16 protein-coding genes are annotated in these 14,877 nt (G+C 59.4%); 3 read left to right on the plus strand and 13 right to left on the minus strand.

The annotated features are described in order from the left end of the window. Positions 1 to 51 precede the first annotated feature (51 nt). From EX00_RS07995 to EX00_RS08005, 3 genes are all read left to right on the plus strand, one after another. Positions 52 to 1,023 carry a polysaccharide lyase family 20 protein gene (locus EX00_RS07995; protein WP_047455813.1) on the plus strand — a complete coding sequence of 324 codons (972 nt, stop codon included), beginning with the start codon at positions 52 to 54 and terminating at the stop codon, positions 1,021 to 1,023. Positions 1,024 to 1,153: 130 nt separating this feature from the next. Continuing rightward, positions 1,154 to 1,450 (plus strand): hypothetical protein, encoded by a 297-nt coding sequence (locus EX00_RS08000; RefSeq protein WP_047455815.1) that lies wholly within the window; start codon positions 1,154 to 1,156, stop codon positions 1,448 to 1,450. Positions 1,451 to 1,751: 301 nt separating this feature from the next. Next, positions 1,752 to 1,958, plus strand: a complete 207-nt coding sequence (locus tag EX00_RS08005; protein WP_047455816.1) for a hypothetical protein — start codon at positions 1,752 to 1,754, stop codon at positions 1,956 to 1,958. A gap of 80 nt (positions 1,959 to 2,038) precedes the next feature. Here the strand turns inward: EX00_RS08005 and EX00_RS08010 are convergent, their stop codons facing one another. The 13 genes from EX00_RS08010 to EX00_RS08070 form a co-directional block, all read right to left on the minus strand. Beyond that, complete coding sequence (locus EX00_RS08010; RefSeq protein ID WP_047455818.1) at positions 2,039 to 2,899, minus strand: sugar phosphate isomerase/epimerase family protein; 861 nt, start codon at positions 2,897 to 2,899, stop codon at positions 2,039 to 2,041. 51 nt (positions 2,900 to 2,950) lie between these two features. Further along, positions 2,951 to 4,036: an NAD(P)H-dependent flavin oxidoreductase gene (locus tag EX00_RS08015; protein ID WP_047455820.1), complete on the minus strand. Its 1,086-nt coding sequence runs from the start codon at positions 4,034 to 4,036 to the stop codon at positions 2,951 to 2,953. A 284-nt stretch (positions 4,037 to 4,320) separates the two neighbouring features. Beyond that, complete coding sequence (locus EX00_RS08020) at positions 4,321 to 4,650, minus strand: hypothetical protein (protein ID WP_047455821.1); 330 nt, start codon at positions 4,648 to 4,650, stop codon at positions 4,321 to 4,323. Positions 4,651 to 4,721: 71 nt separating this feature from the next. Then, positions 4,722 to 4,973, minus strand: coding sequence for a hypothetical protein (locus tag EX00_RS08025; RefSeq protein WP_047455823.1), 252 nt, complete (start codon positions 4,971 to 4,973; stop codon positions 4,722 to 4,724). A gap of 245 nt (positions 4,974 to 5,218) precedes the next feature. Then, positions 5,219 to 5,854 (minus strand): hypothetical protein, encoded by a 636-nt coding sequence (locus tag EX00_RS08030; protein WP_047455825.1) that lies wholly within the window; start codon positions 5,852 to 5,854, stop codon positions 5,219 to 5,221. Between the two features lie 62 nt (positions 5,855 to 5,916). Continuing rightward, positions 5,917 to 6,177, minus strand: coding sequence for a hypothetical protein (locus EX00_RS08035; protein ID WP_047455828.1), 261 nt, complete (start codon positions 6,175 to 6,177; stop codon positions 5,917 to 5,919). A gap of 10 nt (positions 6,178 to 6,187) precedes the next feature. Next, a complete protein-coding gene (locus EX00_RS31945; RefSeq protein WP_436030976.1) occupies positions 6,188 to 6,565 on the minus strand; it encodes a DUF4376 domain-containing protein in 378 nt (125 codons plus the stop codon). A 21-nt stretch (positions 6,566 to 6,586) separates the two neighbouring features. After that, positions 6,587 to 6,838, minus strand: a complete 252-nt coding sequence (locus EX00_RS31950; RefSeq protein WP_047455829.1) for a hypothetical protein — start codon at positions 6,836 to 6,838, stop codon at positions 6,587 to 6,589. Positions 6,839 to 6,848: 10 nt separating this feature from the next. Beyond that, complete coding sequence (locus tag EX00_RS08050) at positions 6,849 to 12,164, minus strand: phage tail protein (protein WP_052210687.1); 5,316 nt, start codon at positions 12,162 to 12,164, stop codon at positions 6,849 to 6,851. A 105-nt stretch (positions 12,165 to 12,269) separates the two neighbouring features. Further along, positions 12,270 to 12,698, minus strand: a complete 429-nt coding sequence (locus tag EX00_RS08055; protein WP_155294027.1) for a DUF6950 family protein — start codon at positions 12,696 to 12,698, stop codon at positions 12,270 to 12,272. Beyond that, on the minus strand, positions 12,695 to 13,315 hold the full coding sequence (locus EX00_RS08060) for a hypothetical protein (RefSeq protein ID WP_047455831.1): 621 nt from the start codon (positions 13,313 to 13,315) through the stop codon (positions 12,695 to 12,697). Before EX00_RS08060 ends, EX00_RS08055 begins: the two co-directional genes overlap by 4 nt. A 3-nt stretch (positions 13,316 to 13,318) precedes the next feature. After that, entirely contained in the window at positions 13,319 to 13,963 is a 645-nt protein-coding gene (locus EX00_RS08065) for a hypothetical protein (RefSeq protein WP_047455833.1), read from the minus strand. Beyond that, positions 13,963 to 14,823 (minus strand): hypothetical protein, encoded by an 861-nt coding sequence (locus EX00_RS08070; RefSeq protein ID WP_047455835.1) that lies wholly within the window; start codon positions 14,821 to 14,823, stop codon positions 13,963 to 13,965. The genes EX00_RS08065 and EX00_RS08070 overlap by 1 nt, the downstream gene beginning before the upstream one ends. Between the last annotated feature and the right edge of the window lie 54 nt (positions 14,824 to 14,877).

Genomic DNA, 14,877 nt, shown 5'->3' on the forward strand with positions numbered 1-14,877 from the left:
GAACAGGTCATTGATAGCGCTCGATGATCACCCGCCGAAGGAGCTCCCGTCATGAACGCAAAATACGCATTGCCCGCCCTTTTGGCCTGCACTTGCACCAGCGCCATGACCCCGGCCTTGGCCAAGGATCCCGCCCAATTGGTTCTTCGCGACGGTTTCGACGGTACCGATTTCGATCCGGCAGGCCATCTCTACTATCGCGATAATTCCGAACAGAAGGCCGGCACGGTCGAATTCCAATCGGAGGTGAAGCGCAGCGGCACGGGCGCGCTGAAACTCAGCGTCAAGCCACTCTGCGCGCCAGGCAAGGCGAATTGCAGCGAGAGAGCGGAAATCTGGGAGCGCACCAAATATCGCGTCCCCTATGATCAAGGGGTTTGGTACGGCTTTGCGGTCAAATTCGCCGATCCCATTCCGTCAGGCGATCATCGCTATCTCATTGCGCAATGGAAGCGAGAGATTGGACCTACGGCAAAGGGTGATTTCAGTCCCTTCCTGGCGCTGCGGCTGAACAACGGCAAGCTCTTCGCGACAGTCGAAACCAACTATGTCGCCCCACCGAAGACGTACTCCCACGATGGAGCAAAAGCCTGTGACGGCAACCAGACACCTGTCTGGTTCCGATCGGACACCAACCAGATGCGTGCGCTGGTCGCTACCGACAGCAATTGGGGCAAGGACGATGGCCAGGAATTTACCGGCTGCACGAGCGCTATTACCGTGACCGACCATGGCAACAAGTTGCCGATGCCGAATGCCGGCTGGATCGACTTCGCTATCTACAGCAAGCCGGGCCCCGACGGTACTGGGCATATCGAGATATTCGCCAACGACAAATGGATTGTCACCATCAAGGGACATATCGGTCATGCCGACAAAGGTCTGGGTAAAAACCAGTATTTCAAATTCGGCCCCTATCGTGCCGCCGACACGACGGAATGGACGCTTTACTACGACGATTTCCGCCGTTCCCCTCGCTGCGCCGATGTATTGGCGGACCCGAATCTTTGCCCGATGAAGTGAGGATTTCCCTATACTTCGCCACCTGCAGCAGCCTAGAAAACATTATTGGGGCTAATTCAAACTTTCCTTGAATTCCGCTGAACCTTTTTGCGTCTCGATGGTTATGTTTTATCCAGAGGAGGCTAACGAGATGCTCACCACTCATCGCGATTGCAAAGATCACGTCAAGAGAAATGCTATTCCTTCCCTTGGCGAAATTGAAGGGCGTGTCGCAGTCCTCGAAGTTGTCGCTCAATCGGCCCTGACGCATGTTTTTTACGAAGGTCATGTCGATCTCGACGCCACCCTATTGGTGGAAATCCGTAGAGCCATGCATCGCAAATGCAGGGAATTGAAACTTGATGGCGAAGATACTGCCTCCGCCCTCTCCTACGCGGAAGAATTGATCGAAGCAGCGGTAGAGGCGTCGCATCCGGTCCATCAATGATGCCTTCGCGGCCAAGATTTATACTTTTGATGATGGTGGCACTCGCCATTGCGCTCGGCGTCCTGCTGTTTGTCGTGCCCCATAATGGCAAGGATGGATTCGAAAATCCGGCACCGCACGCACCAGACCAGAAACCACAATAACCCTTTTTCGTGGGTACTTGTGCCAATACGAAACTCGGTCTGTATCATATCAGGCTGACGTTAACGTCGGCACGCGAAGCTGATTGCAAACTTCGGAAATCAAAGCAGTCTCTGCCCCGCCCCCGCTCAAGTCCGAGCTTCCAACCACGGTGTAGCGAATGTCTATGATGGTCAACTCGCCCCTTTATCCCGATGATGTCGACATCCTCGCCAGCGCACTTTATGCTTGGTGCGCGGAACGCAGCATCAAACTGCAAAGCCAGGAAGGCTTATCCGCAGCCAATGTAGCGATCAGCCTCTATGAGACCGGCTATCAGACGCAAGACCAATTGCTCGGCGCTCTGCATGAATACGAGTTCCACTGAAGTTCACAGCGCCGACCCAGCCGGACTTTGATGCCGCAATTGCGGACCAAAACCGCCAGCGGCACCACTATTCAGAGCGATCACGCTGCAGCAGCAGTCTTCCGCAACACGCTGGCGATGCAATCTCGCTCTTCCAAAATGCCGGACCATTCATCGATGTGGAATGAGGAGTCGTAGATCAACGTAAACGGGCCTTTGTACCCGGCAACATTGGAAAGCTCGACGCAACGAATATAATCCTCGGCATCGAGGCCGGTTTCCGAATAATGCGCCTTGGCATGGCAGAGCTCGGCACGCCCCATGATCTTTGCCAGGTCGGCATACTTCCCCGGACCGTGCCAATTGCCGAAATCACCGTTGAGACCGAGTTTGCCGCCCAGAGTATCAAGCACCCGATTGACCTCGACAGGCCCCGGCAACAACGAAAACCAGTTTTCGATGACAAGGCGGACGCCGGTGTCCGCCAGTTGTTCGGCCAGTCGATAGAGGTACATTTCCGCGCGGCTCAGCGTCTCGTCATTCGGCTGCTCCTTGCCGGCGATCACGCGCATATTCTCAGCTCCGAGCGCAACGGCAATCTCGACCCAGCCCGCCATCCAGTCAGCATCGCGTTCGGCCGTCTCGGAATTGCTGAGATCCCCAGCCTCGATCAACAGCGTCTGTATCTTCACGCCCGCTGTCTCAAGGGCTTTTCGCAGGTCGGCAATGTAAGCGGTCGAACGGCTTGGCAAATGAAACGAGCATATCTCCATACGGAAGATGCCACGTTCGGCAAATTGTTTCGGGAGGTCGATCAACTCCACCGAGCCTTCGCCATAGGTTGGCTGGCGCTCAGGCGTTGGAATTCCACCAGGCTTGTATTGATACGTACCACCAAGCGCACGGTGCAACGACCATGTGGAAACGGCAAAACGATCCGTCAAATCCGTCGTAAAGGTCATCTGTCTCTCCTCCTCCTTCGCTTCCGCAGTATCAGATAGTCAAACGGCACATCAACGCCGTGCGAGCCGTTTCATGAGTGCAATCGCCTCATTCGCCAAACCGATGGTGAGCTCGGACGACGGAAGCGGTTGCGCCAACTTCGCGGCCTGGCCGGACCAGAGGTTGGTAAAATCGCCGGAGCCGATCGCCTCAGCCTCGGCACGCAGCGGCGCCAGCGCGCCACCGGCCGTCGGAAATGCCGGCGCGAGATCCGTAAGCGGCCCAACCTCGCGCATAATGCGGTTCATCACGCCTCTCGCCGGCCGTCCGGTGAAGACATTGGTCAAAGCCGTAGTGTCGTCACCAGCATGCTCCAAGGCAGCCCGGTGAACAGGGGGAATGTTCGCTTCAGGCGTGAACAGATAGCTCGTACCGATCTGCACCGCGGAAGCACCGAGCGCGAAAGCGGCCGCGATCCCGCGTCCATCCCCGATACCGCCTGCAGCGATAACGGGAATCTTGACGGCATCGACAATCTGCGGCACCAGCGCCATCGTACCCACCTGTGTCGCCATATCCTGAGTCAGGAAATTGCCGCGATGACCACCCGCCTCGAAGCCCATGGCGATAATCGCATCGACACCACGATCGGCAAGCCATCGCGCCTCCGCCACCGTGGTCGCCGAGGAGATGATCTTCGCTCCTGTGGCCCTTACCCGCCGAACCAGCTCCACATCCGGCAGCCCGAAATGAAAGCTGACGACTTCAGGCCGATAGGCCTCGACGACTTCGCAGAAAAAGCTGTCGAATGGTGCCCGGCCGCCAGCAGGAACCGACATCGCCGGATCGAGGCCAGCCTCTATGTAGTAAGGCGCGAGCCGCGTTCGCCACGCCGTTTGTCGCCCGGGATCAATCTCCGGCATGGTGTGAGAGAAGAAATTCACATTGACCGGCTTTTTCGTCGCCGCCCGTATCGTATCGAGCGCGATGCGTAGCTGTTCGACATTGTATTGCGCGCTTGGCAAAGATCCGAGTCCTCCAGCCTCACTGACCGCGATCACCATCTCTGGCGATGTCGCCCCAGCCATCGGCGCCTGAAGGATGGGGAGGTCGATGCAAAATAGATCAAGAATACGGGTGTCTGGCCATTGGCTCATCGCGTGTGCCTTTTTCATCTGCAATCTCTGCCAGCCAGTATTACCAGCCCTGCGGCAACGGTAGAAATGAATAGTTCAAATGAAAGACATCACGCTCGGTAATGTGAATCGAGATCTCTCAGCACCAACCCGACCAGCTGGTATACTTCAGCAAAACATGGATCGGACCAATCACAGAAGCCATAAACGCAAAAATGCGCCCTCTCCCGTTAAGGAGAGGGCTAAAAGGCACGCAGCCAACCGCGTGAAACGGTTACAGCGATGCATCATGAAGCGGCGCCGGATCAGGGCGCGGCTCTTCCACCCCTGATCCAGCGGGAAATGGTATCGAAGATCAGGTCGGCGATCCACATGGCGCAGACACCGACCACAAAGGCCATGGCATTCATGGCAGCAACATCCTTTTGTGGCAAAGGCCAATTGACGGCTCGCAGGTAATAAAGCACCGGTTCCGTCAAGTAAGCTGCCGCAAGCGCTCCACAGATGGGCGACGCAACGATTTCACGGGTCGTATATCGACGTCGCGACAGGCCACGCAAAATGCCGCCTGAAAGGCCAGCGATGACGACCCCGACCTTGATGCCCAACGCATCGAGAAATTCGTTCACCGCCATAACCTGCCTCTACGAGTGTTTATTGAAATCGGCCCTCTGTTTCAGCTAAAAAATAGCTGAGACGAGCGGCTTCATTTGATGACCGGCGGCTGTGGCTTAACCAAACCGGACAGTCCATCGCGGATGATATTGACCACAATCTTGAGGGTACCGAGACCCGCAACGGCAAGTGCCGTGAAGCCCGGACCAACAAAGGATTGCGAACATTCCAACGTGCCATCGGCAAACTGCGTACAGCCCGTTGCCAACAGAATGGCGACCAACAGTGCCGAGAGGGTAATCAGGATATTCAAAACATTGTGCAAAGCATTGGTGTTGAACATGGGGCTTCCTTTGGAGCTATGAAATTGATTGAGTTTATCGAGCGACATGGGGATGGCGCGATTGTCGCCAAGGCCCGCACACCGGTGCCAACACGGCGATGCAGGGCCATGTGAAAATCAAGCCGACATAAACCAGGGTAACTTTGCCGATTGATCGACTGCTTAGACTTGTGGAGGATTGCGGTGAGCACGAAATCAGCACACCGCCCTCCAGCGTCCGGAAGGCTTTCTGAAGATTCAAGCGATCACGAGCGCGCAGCTTCGAGCGCCACAATGAATTTCTTGGCGTAGCTGGCAATATCAGCAGCCCGATCGGTGCCGTTGATGATCTTGCGCGCCCCGGTCCAGTCGATGACAGTCGCGCTAAAATAGTCCGCGAGCTTCTTGCCGGTGAAGCGACCATTGATCATCCCATCGAACAGAATTTCGACGGCCTTGGCCGGATTAAGCGCGGTGTCCGGATCATCGGCGATGCCATATTTCGCATAATTGTCGCGACCGGTGATCTGCACAAGGCCACGCCCACGATAGCGCCAGCCGTCGCCGCTAGCCTCCTTGCTATTGCCCATGCGGTTTGCATAGGCTCGATTGGCGATCCGCTCCGGTTGCCAGGCGTAGGCCGCTGCCTGCGCCATTGTAAAATATTTCGGGAAAGTGGCGCGCAAGCCGGCCGCCGAATAGCTCAGATTTTCTGAGATTGCACACATGGCATTATCCGTCTCATGACAGGTCGTCGCCAGCATGTATGCGAGCCAACGCGCATCGAAGGGCTTTGCATCCCATGCGCTGAGTATGGCGCTGATGCCATTGACCTGATTTGCTGACAGCCGCCCACCGAACAACAACAAGCGCACCGCCGCGAAGAACTTCGCGTGATCCATGAATTTCAATCCTTGTGAAAAAGACTCCGTCGAGCGGCAAGGCTCACCCAGGAAGGGGTCGGTTAGCGCTCTTCGCGCAGCCGTTTTTCTGAGGTCGCGATGAGCTGTTGTGCATCGATCTTCTCGGCATCGACCACCTCACCGTCGATCAATACGCTGTTTTCGGTCGGCGCTATTTCAGGCTGCACAGCTTGAAGCGCCTTGAGCTGATTTTGCGCGTCGACAAGCTGAGCAGCGAGACTGTCGACAGCGTTCGCAAAGCGCTCGACTTCGCCTTGCAGAAGCCCGTTCTGCTTCTTGAGGGATTCTGCGAGGGTGGACATCAAGGCTCCCTCACGTATTCGACGACCATGCGAAGCCGTCAATCTCCGCCGTGGTGGTGATCGTGCCAGCTATGATTTCCTGATCGATAGCGCCTTCGGCCGCAAAGCTCGCCTGGACATGGGCCGCAACCGCATTGGCAACCGCCTTGATCTGCGTGGCCGTCAGCTCGACGAAGCCGCTTGTGGTCTTGAACTGCACCGTCACATCGGGGTTGGCGTCGACATAGTTGTAAGCGCCGGTGATCAGCGATTGACTCTGCCGATCAGTCATAACCGACATGCCGTTGATGACGATGCCACCCGTCTCGACCACATAGCGCTTTGCCGCCGCATAAGCGTAGAGATCAACCGGGACCGGCTCCGGAGACCATCCGGCGATGATGGCCAGAAGGCTCGGCGGCGTTTCGGGCTAGTCGCCTGCCGCTCCGATCAACGCGGTTTCCGACTTGCTCAGCTGATCAAGGATCGCATCCTTGTCGGCAACATCAAGGCCGGACGTGATTTTGGCCGCGAGTTCAAGCCAATAGTCCGGCACGTTGTAGATTTGCTGCCTGCCAAGCCAGAAGGCTACGCCGGCCATCCAGCGATCGGCCTTGTTCTCCGATCGAGCCGCAAGCAGCGCCTCGACCATTGGATCATACATGCTGTCTATGCGATACATCGCGTTCTCCTTAACGATAGCTCCATGTCTGGTAGACCGAACCAGAACAGGTTGTGATTGAATAGCCTTGAATGACGTAGGTCGACGTGCGCGGCGAAGCCGGCGCGTCCTCGATCTGAACGAGGTAATTCCCGCTGTTTGTGTTGGTGGAACCGGATGCGGCAAAGACGCTGACTTGCCAAACGACCCGGTTTTCAGTGACGTTGAATAGCCGGACATACCCAGTGTTCCCGCTGCTGCTGCCACCGCCGTTGGTAGATAAGGTCACCGAAAAGTTCGTCGTGACCGCAGAAGGATTGGCGTTGTCGATCGTCCACGAGGTAATATCAGTCCAAGCGCCGATTGAGCTTGCGCTAAAACCCCTCGAAAATGATCGCCCAACCGAGCCTTGCGCTATGTTATTATAGGTCACGCCGCCAACGGTAAGCTTGTCGGTGCTGATCGCACCCGCCTGTATCATACCCGCCGTGATGGCATTCGCCGCGATCGCGTTGGCAGTAACCGCACCATCAACGATCAGTTCGGCGCTTACCGCCTTGCGCATTGCTGGCCTTGACCAAACAGCACCTGCTCCGCCGGTCGAGGGGCGACCAATTTGCAAGGCCATGGCACACCGCGTTTGCCCGGTAGGAATGGTCACCTTTCCCCGCAAAAGCACCCATGAACCTTTTGTTGCCGTGGACGCCGCCATCACGAACGTTTGCGTATCTGAAATAGATCCCTTGCAGACGGCGTAGACGGCAATATTGTAATCCGGATCGTTGTTTATCGCCCAGACTTCAAATGCATATTGCTGACCTGGCTGCACTGGAAAGAAGTTCGAAACGGCGCCGAACACGGCGTTCGAAATCAACCGCCATCCGGACGCGTCGCCCTGGTTGGGGTCGTTAGCCCAGCTGGTGACCCCGGAGGTAGTCCATCCGTCGAGATTACCTTGAGACCATCCGTTATCTGCTAGATTGCTGAAGTCGGTCAGGATGAGGCTCTTGGCCGTAATCGCGTTGGCCGCGATCTGGTTCGCACCGATGGTGTTTGCGGCGAGCTTGTCACCGGTGATCGTGCCGGCCGCGATCGTCGCAGCGGTCACCGCGCCCGCCGCGATCGTTCCGGCTGTTACCGCGCTGGCTACTATCTTGCCGGCAGTGACAGCATTTGCAGCAATCTTATCGGCGGTCACCGCGCTCGCAACAATGCCGCCGTTGGTAATCAGGACGATATCGCCGCTGCTCCAGGGCGTCGGCTCCGTTGCCCCGGTCGGGATGCGGCAGAGCATCGGCTTGTTGATGAACATATAGCTGTCCGTCTGGCCGGCATTGGTGTCGCGCTTGCGCATATGGATGGCGGCGCAAACAGCACCCGCCGGAGCGGCACCCACTGTCCGAAGGCGTGGCCAATTGTCGGGATTGGCCGCGTCCGATGAATTTGCGGAGTTGGACGAGACAGCGGTATAGCTGATCACCGAACCATCGGCCGCCCGCCACTCGATCCTGAGATCCGCGATGCAGCGATGGGCCGAGACATAAGCGGCGACCTCCAGCCACTCACCCGCCGTGCAGGACACACCCCATTTGAGCGCATCGACAGCAAGCGCGTCCGCATCCGGCCGAAACCAGCGGACATCCGTATAGTAGCCACCCGAGGTCGGACCGCTCCCCTGATAGACCATCAAAGTTGGGTTGTTCTTCCCCGCATAGTTCTCAGTAGTGGTCCGAATTCTGACGGACAGGCCGGGGACGGCTCCGTTCGATCCATAGGCCCAGCAGTCCATACCGGCCGCGAAGTTGGCATTCTGCAGGAGGTTCTTGCCAGAGCCGACAGCGAGAGCGTCGGTGGTGACCGAATTGGAGGCGAGCTTATCCGATGTGATCGCGCTGGCGGCAATCTGCGTGGCCGAGACAGCACCGGCCGCGATGGTGCCGGCCGTCACTGCGTTGGCGGCAATCTTGCCGGCAGTGATGGCGTTGACGGCAAGCTCGTTCGCGGTCACCGCGCCAGCCGCGATCGTGTTGGTCGTGATCGCACCGGCTGCGATCTTGGCCGTCGTGATCGACCCCGCATTGATTGCGACAGCAGTCACCGCGTTAGCCGCAATGGCATCCGCCGTCACCGCGCCGGTGGCGATGGCGGCGGCGGTCACTGCATCGGCGGCAATCTTGCCAGCAATGACGGAACCATCAACCAGAAGGTTCGCTGTCGCCCGGCGCAGCCAGCTCAAGCCGCCGAACGAGATATTCCCATCCGTCAGATCACGCTGGACGTAAATCTGCACGCGAGCGCCGAAAGCCGTGGCGGGCGGCGTGATCGTCGCTGAGAAGGTTTGGACACCAGCAACCGTGTTCGCGGCCCCCGTGGCTGCGCCGATCGTGGCATAGGTGTCGGGGCTAAGCAGTGCGCCATTTGCGTCAAGCCAGTGAGCGCGGACCCAGAAGCCCATTTGGGTGCCCGATGTCCGCGCGACCTGCACGGAGGCAAAATACTGCTGGCCGGAAACAATCGCGAAGGGTGATCCGACACCGATCGTCAGGTATCCTGCCCCGGCTGCGTATGTGTAATCAATCGACCCCTTGCTGGTGAATGCCTGTGCCGTCGCTGGATTGATCACGCAGCTCGCAAGGGTCGGCCATGCCGCTGACGCCTGTATTTGATTGTCGGGGATCAGATTTTCCCAATCCTGAAGAACAAGGCTGCGTGCGGTGACAGCTTGGGCGGCGATGTTGACGGCAACGACGCTGTTTGCCTGAAGCTTTGGCGTCGAGATCGCATTGTCCGCAATCTTCGTCGTGGTAATGGCGCTGTCGGCAAGCTTGGCGGCATCCACTGCAAGGGCGGCAAGCTTGCTGTTGGTGATCGCGCTATCGGCGATCTGCGAGGAGACCAGCGTGCCCGTCACCTTGGCGGCGGCGACGGCGGCAATCTGCGCATCGGTCATCTGGCCAGTGACCTTGGCGGCAGCAACGCTCTGGATCTGCGCATCGGCTAGGATGCCATTGATGTCAGTCGCAGCGACTGCCGCCGTCCAGGCATTGTTGTGGTAGCGGTAGAGCTTGCCGTCCGTCGTGAGATATACCTGCCGCCCTTCGACATTGCCGGTGGTCGGCAAGACCGAGACGATTTCGACGGGCTTGATGCTTGATGCAAACTTGGTGGCATCAATGGCCTCGGCTGCAAGCTTTGCCGCCGTTACCGCGCCATCGGCAAGCTTCGACGAGATCACGGCGCTATTCGCCAGCACCTCGGCTGTCACCGCAGCAACCTGCAACTTCGCCGTCGTAACGGCCGCATCTGCAAGCTTCAGGTTCGTGACGGCCTCGTTCATGATCTTTTCAGCCGTCACGGCTGCGTCGGCAATCTTCGACGCAGTGATCGCGTCGTCGAGAACGTCCCCGCTGGCGATCAACACATTCGGTGTCTTGACCGCTAGCCAGGCCGACCAGTCAGTGGCCCGGTTTGTTCTCGGGATGTAGCGACCTCGCGCCTCATAGTCCGTGTTCGGCAGCGTCCATTGGCCAGAAATCAACCAGGAGAATGGTGACGCATAGCGCGTGCTGTCGCTGTCGAAAACGACGTCGCCGGTTTCCTTCAGCCGGACTTGCACCCAGACCCGCTCGACATCGTCCATGTCCGGCGCGCAACTGATCTTGATGGCCGGACGCCGGTCGATGCCGCTGGCATCCTTCACGGTTCCCGGTTCAACGGTCCAGCCGACCATCGGCTGCGACGGCGGCGTGATCGGGCCGATCCAGCCGATGGCGGTGGGCAATTGCAAGCCGCTATGCCAATCATAATCGGCGGGATCGACTTCCTTCAGCGTAACGACGGTCAGGAAGTTCGCCTGTGGCTCGACCTTCACGACCAGGAATTTCTTTTCCGCATAGCCGTTGCGTGCTGAGGTCCAGGAGACGACGTCGTTCGGCTCCAGCGGATAGGCATCCGGCGGCAGCGATATCTGGTGCACGCGGAAGCGCCGGTAGTCCTGGATCATCGCCAGGCCGACGCGCTGCACCTGGTTGGCAAAGGGCACGGCCGGAAACTGTATCTGCGCCGGCAGGCGGCGATCGCCATCCTGGGTTTCCAGATCGGCATTGTAACGGCCGGGTGCATCCTTCGTCGCCCATTTTTCGCTGGGCTCCGGATAGGTCGCCTCGATCGCGTTGTAAGTATCCGAGAGCGACGGAAAAGGCTGGAAATCCTGCTCCTCCGTCACGACGATATCATCGTCTGAGAAAGAATAAACGGCGCCTCCGGGCGTGCTAATCAGCATCTTGAAGACGCCGCCGACCTCGGCCATGCGGCCGTTGCAGCCTTTCAGGAGCTCTGAAATAACATCGAGCGGCTGTTGGTCGCACTGGACCTCATAGCCGGCACGGAAAGCCGGTTCCCTGCTGCCGTCGTCGAGCGTTACCGCTGCATCACAAGCATTTGCCGCGGCCATCCAGTTTGCAGCCGGCAGGGAGAAAGCGGCGATGTTCTGGCCGCCATAGACCCATTCGGAGCCATGATAGACGCCCCGCGCCAAATTGTAGACCATCGTTGCGGGATTGCTGGTGGGCTCCCAGGTGGCGCGGTTGTCCCAACGATGCGCGCCATTGCCGCCGGCAGACGAGTCCCTGCGGATGTCATAGAGCGGGACAGGATGCGGTTGATAGAGGCCGGCGGGGATACCGGAAAAGAGATCGGTATTGTAACGGGCAGTGAGGATGACGACCTGGCAGCCGAGGCCGATCATGGTCGGCTTCCAAGGACGGTCCGGCTCGGCTCCGAATTTTGCCGTCAGGAAGGCATCAGGACCCGACTGCGTGCCGTCGAGGAACCTGATCCAGAGATAGTCCTTGCTGCCGACACGGTATTGCGCGACTGGATAACCGCGCCCGTCGGGATGCGGCTCCTCCCAGAGAACGCCGACCTCCTGATCGTCAATCCAGACGCTGGCGAGGCCGCGCTCGCCGGCATGGTTGGACAGGCTGCCGATCTCGATGACATCGGTGAAATAGGCGTTCGGCGTCTTGCCGTCATCGCCCCAGGAACCGGCATATTTGCGCCGGCCGGCGGTGGCGTAGCTGCCGATGACGAAGGACATGGGATGGTCGTCGCCCATGCTGATCTCGAGCTTGGCGCCAGCTTGTTGCGGCTGCTCCTTCTTCGCCAATGCCTTTTCGATCAACGACAGGCCGACATTCAGGGCGACCGTCAGGATCAGCTTGCCGATACTGATCGAGCCGAAGAATCCCGAAATCGCACTTACCGCCAAGCTGATTGGGTCGGCATGCGCGGCATCCGCAATCAGCCAAAAGCCAAGGACGTTCAGAATCAGGATGAGAATTTTCATGGACCGGGCGACCTCGAATGGCGCATGGGAAAGGGTGCGTCGCCGGGGAGCCGGCAGCGGCATGTCATCAACGGGTGACGAGAAGATTGCAGCGCCTATGCCGGCTCAGCCGACCTTGAAGACCCTGGTGGCATCGAGCAGGTCGACCGTGCCGAGGCCGGTTTCGCGCAGCACGAAGACACGCTCGCCATTGACGACGCCAAGCGCATAGCCGAAGGGGCCTTCGTGAGGGATGGCGGCGATATCGCCGATGTAGGCCTCGCTCGGATGGATCTCCGGCAGCATGGTGGCGACGAGATCGCCGAGATTGTCGAAGCCCGCCGCCTTCATGGTCTTCAGCGCGCCGGCGGCGGTCGAATATTCGCCGCGAAACTGCGCGGCGCAATCGACGCCGGTGATCGCCATGACCAGATTGCCCGCCAGCCCCGGCCCGCAATCATGGCTGCCCCAGGCAAAAGGCGTGCGCTTCAGCCGGTCGATCTCGGCGACGAAACAGGCGCGCCAGTTCTTGACCCTGACAAGATCATCAATCACTTCTGCCCCCATGGGATCTGCCAATTGGCGACGGTGCTGGAATAGAGGCCGAACTCGTCGCCGCTGCGGCGCTTCTGGCCCTCATAGGAGGATTTGGCCGGATTGGTGCGCTCCAGCATGGCGATGGCGGCGGAGATTGCCGATATCTCGACATTACCGTCCTGCCCGACCGCCGGCGTCTTGATCGGCGCGCCGTCGGTAATGCCGAGAAAGGCGATTTCCGGGGCGGCGCTCGGCTGGCGGGTGACAGTGTCGAAAGCCATGTCGTGGATTTCCACCGGCGCCAGGCGCAGATCGTAGCCGCGCACCAGCTGCTGCGCCACCGCGGCGATCTGACCGATGGTGATCGTCACCGTCTGGATCGTCAGATCGGCGGTGCGCGCGATCGGGCTCACCTGCAGATTGAGGCCGCCATAATAGGTCCGCGCCTCCGGCAATCCAGTGATGCCGGAGACGACGGTGATGTTGATATCGTCGTCGCCGGTCCAGAGGCCGATCGGGTTGATGACGCCGGTATCGAAGCTCTTGCCCTTGATCCAGACAAAACGACGGGGCACGAGTCCCCGGTCGCGCGCGCCGGTCAGCGCCGCGAAAAAAGCGGAGGTGATATTTTTCATTGGCTATTTCTTCTGAACGATCTTGAAGGTAGCTTCCGTGGTGATCAGGCCGCTTGCCGTGCCGGGGTTGTGGCTGCCCGGCATGATGATGCATTTGCAGGCCGGGAGCAGCAGCACCACGCCCAGACCAATGGAAAAACCGGCCGGCAGATGCGGAAAGACGCCGAAGACCGGGGTCGTGCCCGCGCCGTTCGCCACCACCGTCTCCGACACTTCGAGAAAGGCATAACGGCCGCCATAGCCGATCTGCATCTTGTCGCCGACGGTGAGCCTATAGCTTGCCGGCAGGCCCTGGAGACTGAGCGAGGCATTGTCGGCGCCGAGTACCGCGATGCTGACGCTGGCGGCCCCGAGCTTCGTTCCATCAGGATCGGCCTGCGGATATTTCGACAGCGGATCATAAAGAAACAGCGCCTCCTGGGCGCCGTGAAGTTTGCGGATGCGGGCGGCGATCTGTTTCGCCTCCGCATTGTACATGTCGGCCAGCGTCACCGTGCCGGTCCAGAGCGGCGGCGCCAGCTCCGCCTGCCAGACCCGGCCATCGCCGGAACCGGAAAGCTCGTCATTGCGCTGGATGTCCCAGACGACGCTCGAGATCTTCAGGAGATCGGCAAGGGCCGGCAGGCTATAGGGATAGGAAACAGCCATCATCGCCTCCGGGGATTACGGTTGATCTGGGCGACGCGATCGGGAAGCTGCTGATTATAGTCATTCAGCCCCTGCCGCGTCGAAGTCTGCGCCTCGCTCTGGGCGACGTTTTTCACATAGGCCTTCAGATTGCCGTCCTCATCGACGGAAACGCCGACAGTGACGTGCGCCCCGGAACCGGAGCCGGAGGCATCGTTCTGATTGCCGGCCTTGAGGCGCTGGGTGGGAACGGATGCATCCGGCCGAACCCTGGCAAATTGCGGCCAGCCCTCGCCGACCGCACCGCCATCGGCATAACCGCGCCGGCCAAGCCGCATCGCCTCGACCACGCCGACGCCGCCGGCACGCGAAACATCCTTCTGGCTCCAGACGACCTCGCCGGCATGCACGACACCGACGGGATCATGGACACCGCCGGGGCCGGTGTAGCCGCCATCTGCAAACAACCCGGCCGAACCGCTCGCTATAGCGCTCGCCGCCTGCGGCGACCGCGCAAGGATGCCAAGATCCAGCCCGCCGCCACCGCCGAAGAGCCCGCCAAGAATCCCGCCGCCACCGAACAGCCCACCGCCTGCGGCGGCACTGTTGACCTTGAACAGACTGTTGAGCACATCGTTCAGCAACCTGTCGGAAATCTTGGTGAGCACGGAAATCGCCGCCTTCCCCAGGGATTTCCAGAGGCCCTCGCCATTGCGCAAACCGCTGACCAGCGTCGAGGCGAAATCGCCGGCAAGCTCGCGGGCATATTTCAACTGTTCATTGTAGCGGATGATATTGGCCGAGGCCGAATTCATGTCGACGGGTAGGCCATATTGCTTCTGTGTCGAAGCAACCGTCTGATCGACGGTCGAACGGCCCATCTGCTCCTGCTGAAACTGGATATCGCCCGAGAGCTTCTGCAGCGCCTGCGCCTC

Origin of the sequence: Martinezella rhizogenes (genome assembly GCF_000799715.1) — a bacterium.
In the GTDB taxonomy this organism is placed as follows: domain Bacteria; phylum Pseudomonadota; class Alphaproteobacteria; order Rhizobiales; family Rhizobiaceae; genus Rhizobium; species Rhizobium rhizogenes_C.

What these genes read in the sequence shown, in the direction of transcription:
- EX00_RS07995 (WP_047455813.1), top strand. Translation starts at nt 52, where the DNA reads ATGAACGCAAAATACGCATTGCCCGCCCTTTTGGCCTGCACTTGCACC.
- EX00_RS08000 (WP_047455815.1), top strand. Translation starts at nt 1,154, where the DNA reads ATGCTCACCACTCATCGCGATTGCAAAGATCACGTCAAGAGAAATGCT.
- EX00_RS08005 (WP_047455816.1), top strand. Translation starts at nt 1,752, where the DNA reads ATGTCTATGATGGTCAACTCGCCCCTTTATCCCGATGATGTCGACATC.
- EX00_RS08010 (WP_047455818.1), bottom strand. Translation starts at nt 2,899, where the DNA reads ATGACCTTTACGACGGATTTGACGGATCGTTTTGCCGTTTCCACATGG.
- EX00_RS08015 (WP_047455820.1), bottom strand. Translation starts at nt 4,036, where the DNA reads ATGAGCCAATGGCCAGACACCCGTATTCTTGATCTATTTTGCATCGAC.
- EX00_RS08020 (WP_047455821.1), bottom strand. Translation starts at nt 4,650, where the DNA reads ATGGCGGTGAACGAATTTCTCGATGCGTTGGGCATCAAGGTCGGGGTC.
- EX00_RS08025 (WP_047455823.1), bottom strand. Translation starts at nt 4,973, where the DNA reads ATGTTCAACACCAATGCTTTGCACAATGTTTTGAATATCCTGATTACC.
- EX00_RS08030 (WP_047455825.1), bottom strand. Translation starts at nt 5,854, where the DNA reads ATGGATCACGCGAAGTTCTTCGCGGCGGTGCGCTTGTTGTTGTTCGGT.
- EX00_RS08035 (WP_047455828.1), bottom strand. Translation starts at nt 6,177, where the DNA reads ATGTCCACCCTCGCAGAATCCCTCAAGAAGCAGAACGGGCTTCTGCAA.
- EX00_RS31950 (WP_047455829.1), bottom strand. Translation starts at nt 6,838, where the DNA reads ATGTATCGCATAGACAGCATGTATGATCCAATGGTCGAGGCGCTGCTT.
- EX00_RS08050 (WP_052210687.1), bottom strand. Translation starts at nt 12,164, where the DNA reads ATGAAAATTCTCATCCTGATTCTGAACGTCCTTGGCTTTTGGCTGATT.
- EX00_RS08060 (WP_047455831.1), bottom strand. Translation starts at nt 13,315, where the DNA reads ATGAAAAATATCACCTCCGCTTTTTTCGCGGCGCTGACCGGCGCGCGC.
- EX00_RS08065 (WP_047455833.1), bottom strand. Translation starts at nt 13,963, where the DNA reads ATGGCTGTTTCCTATCCCTATAGCCTGCCGGCCCTTGCCGATCTCCTG.
- EX00_RS08070 (WP_047455835.1), bottom strand. Translation starts at nt 14,823, where the DNA reads ATGGGCCGTTCGACCGTCGATCAGACGGTTGCTTCGACACAGAAGCAA.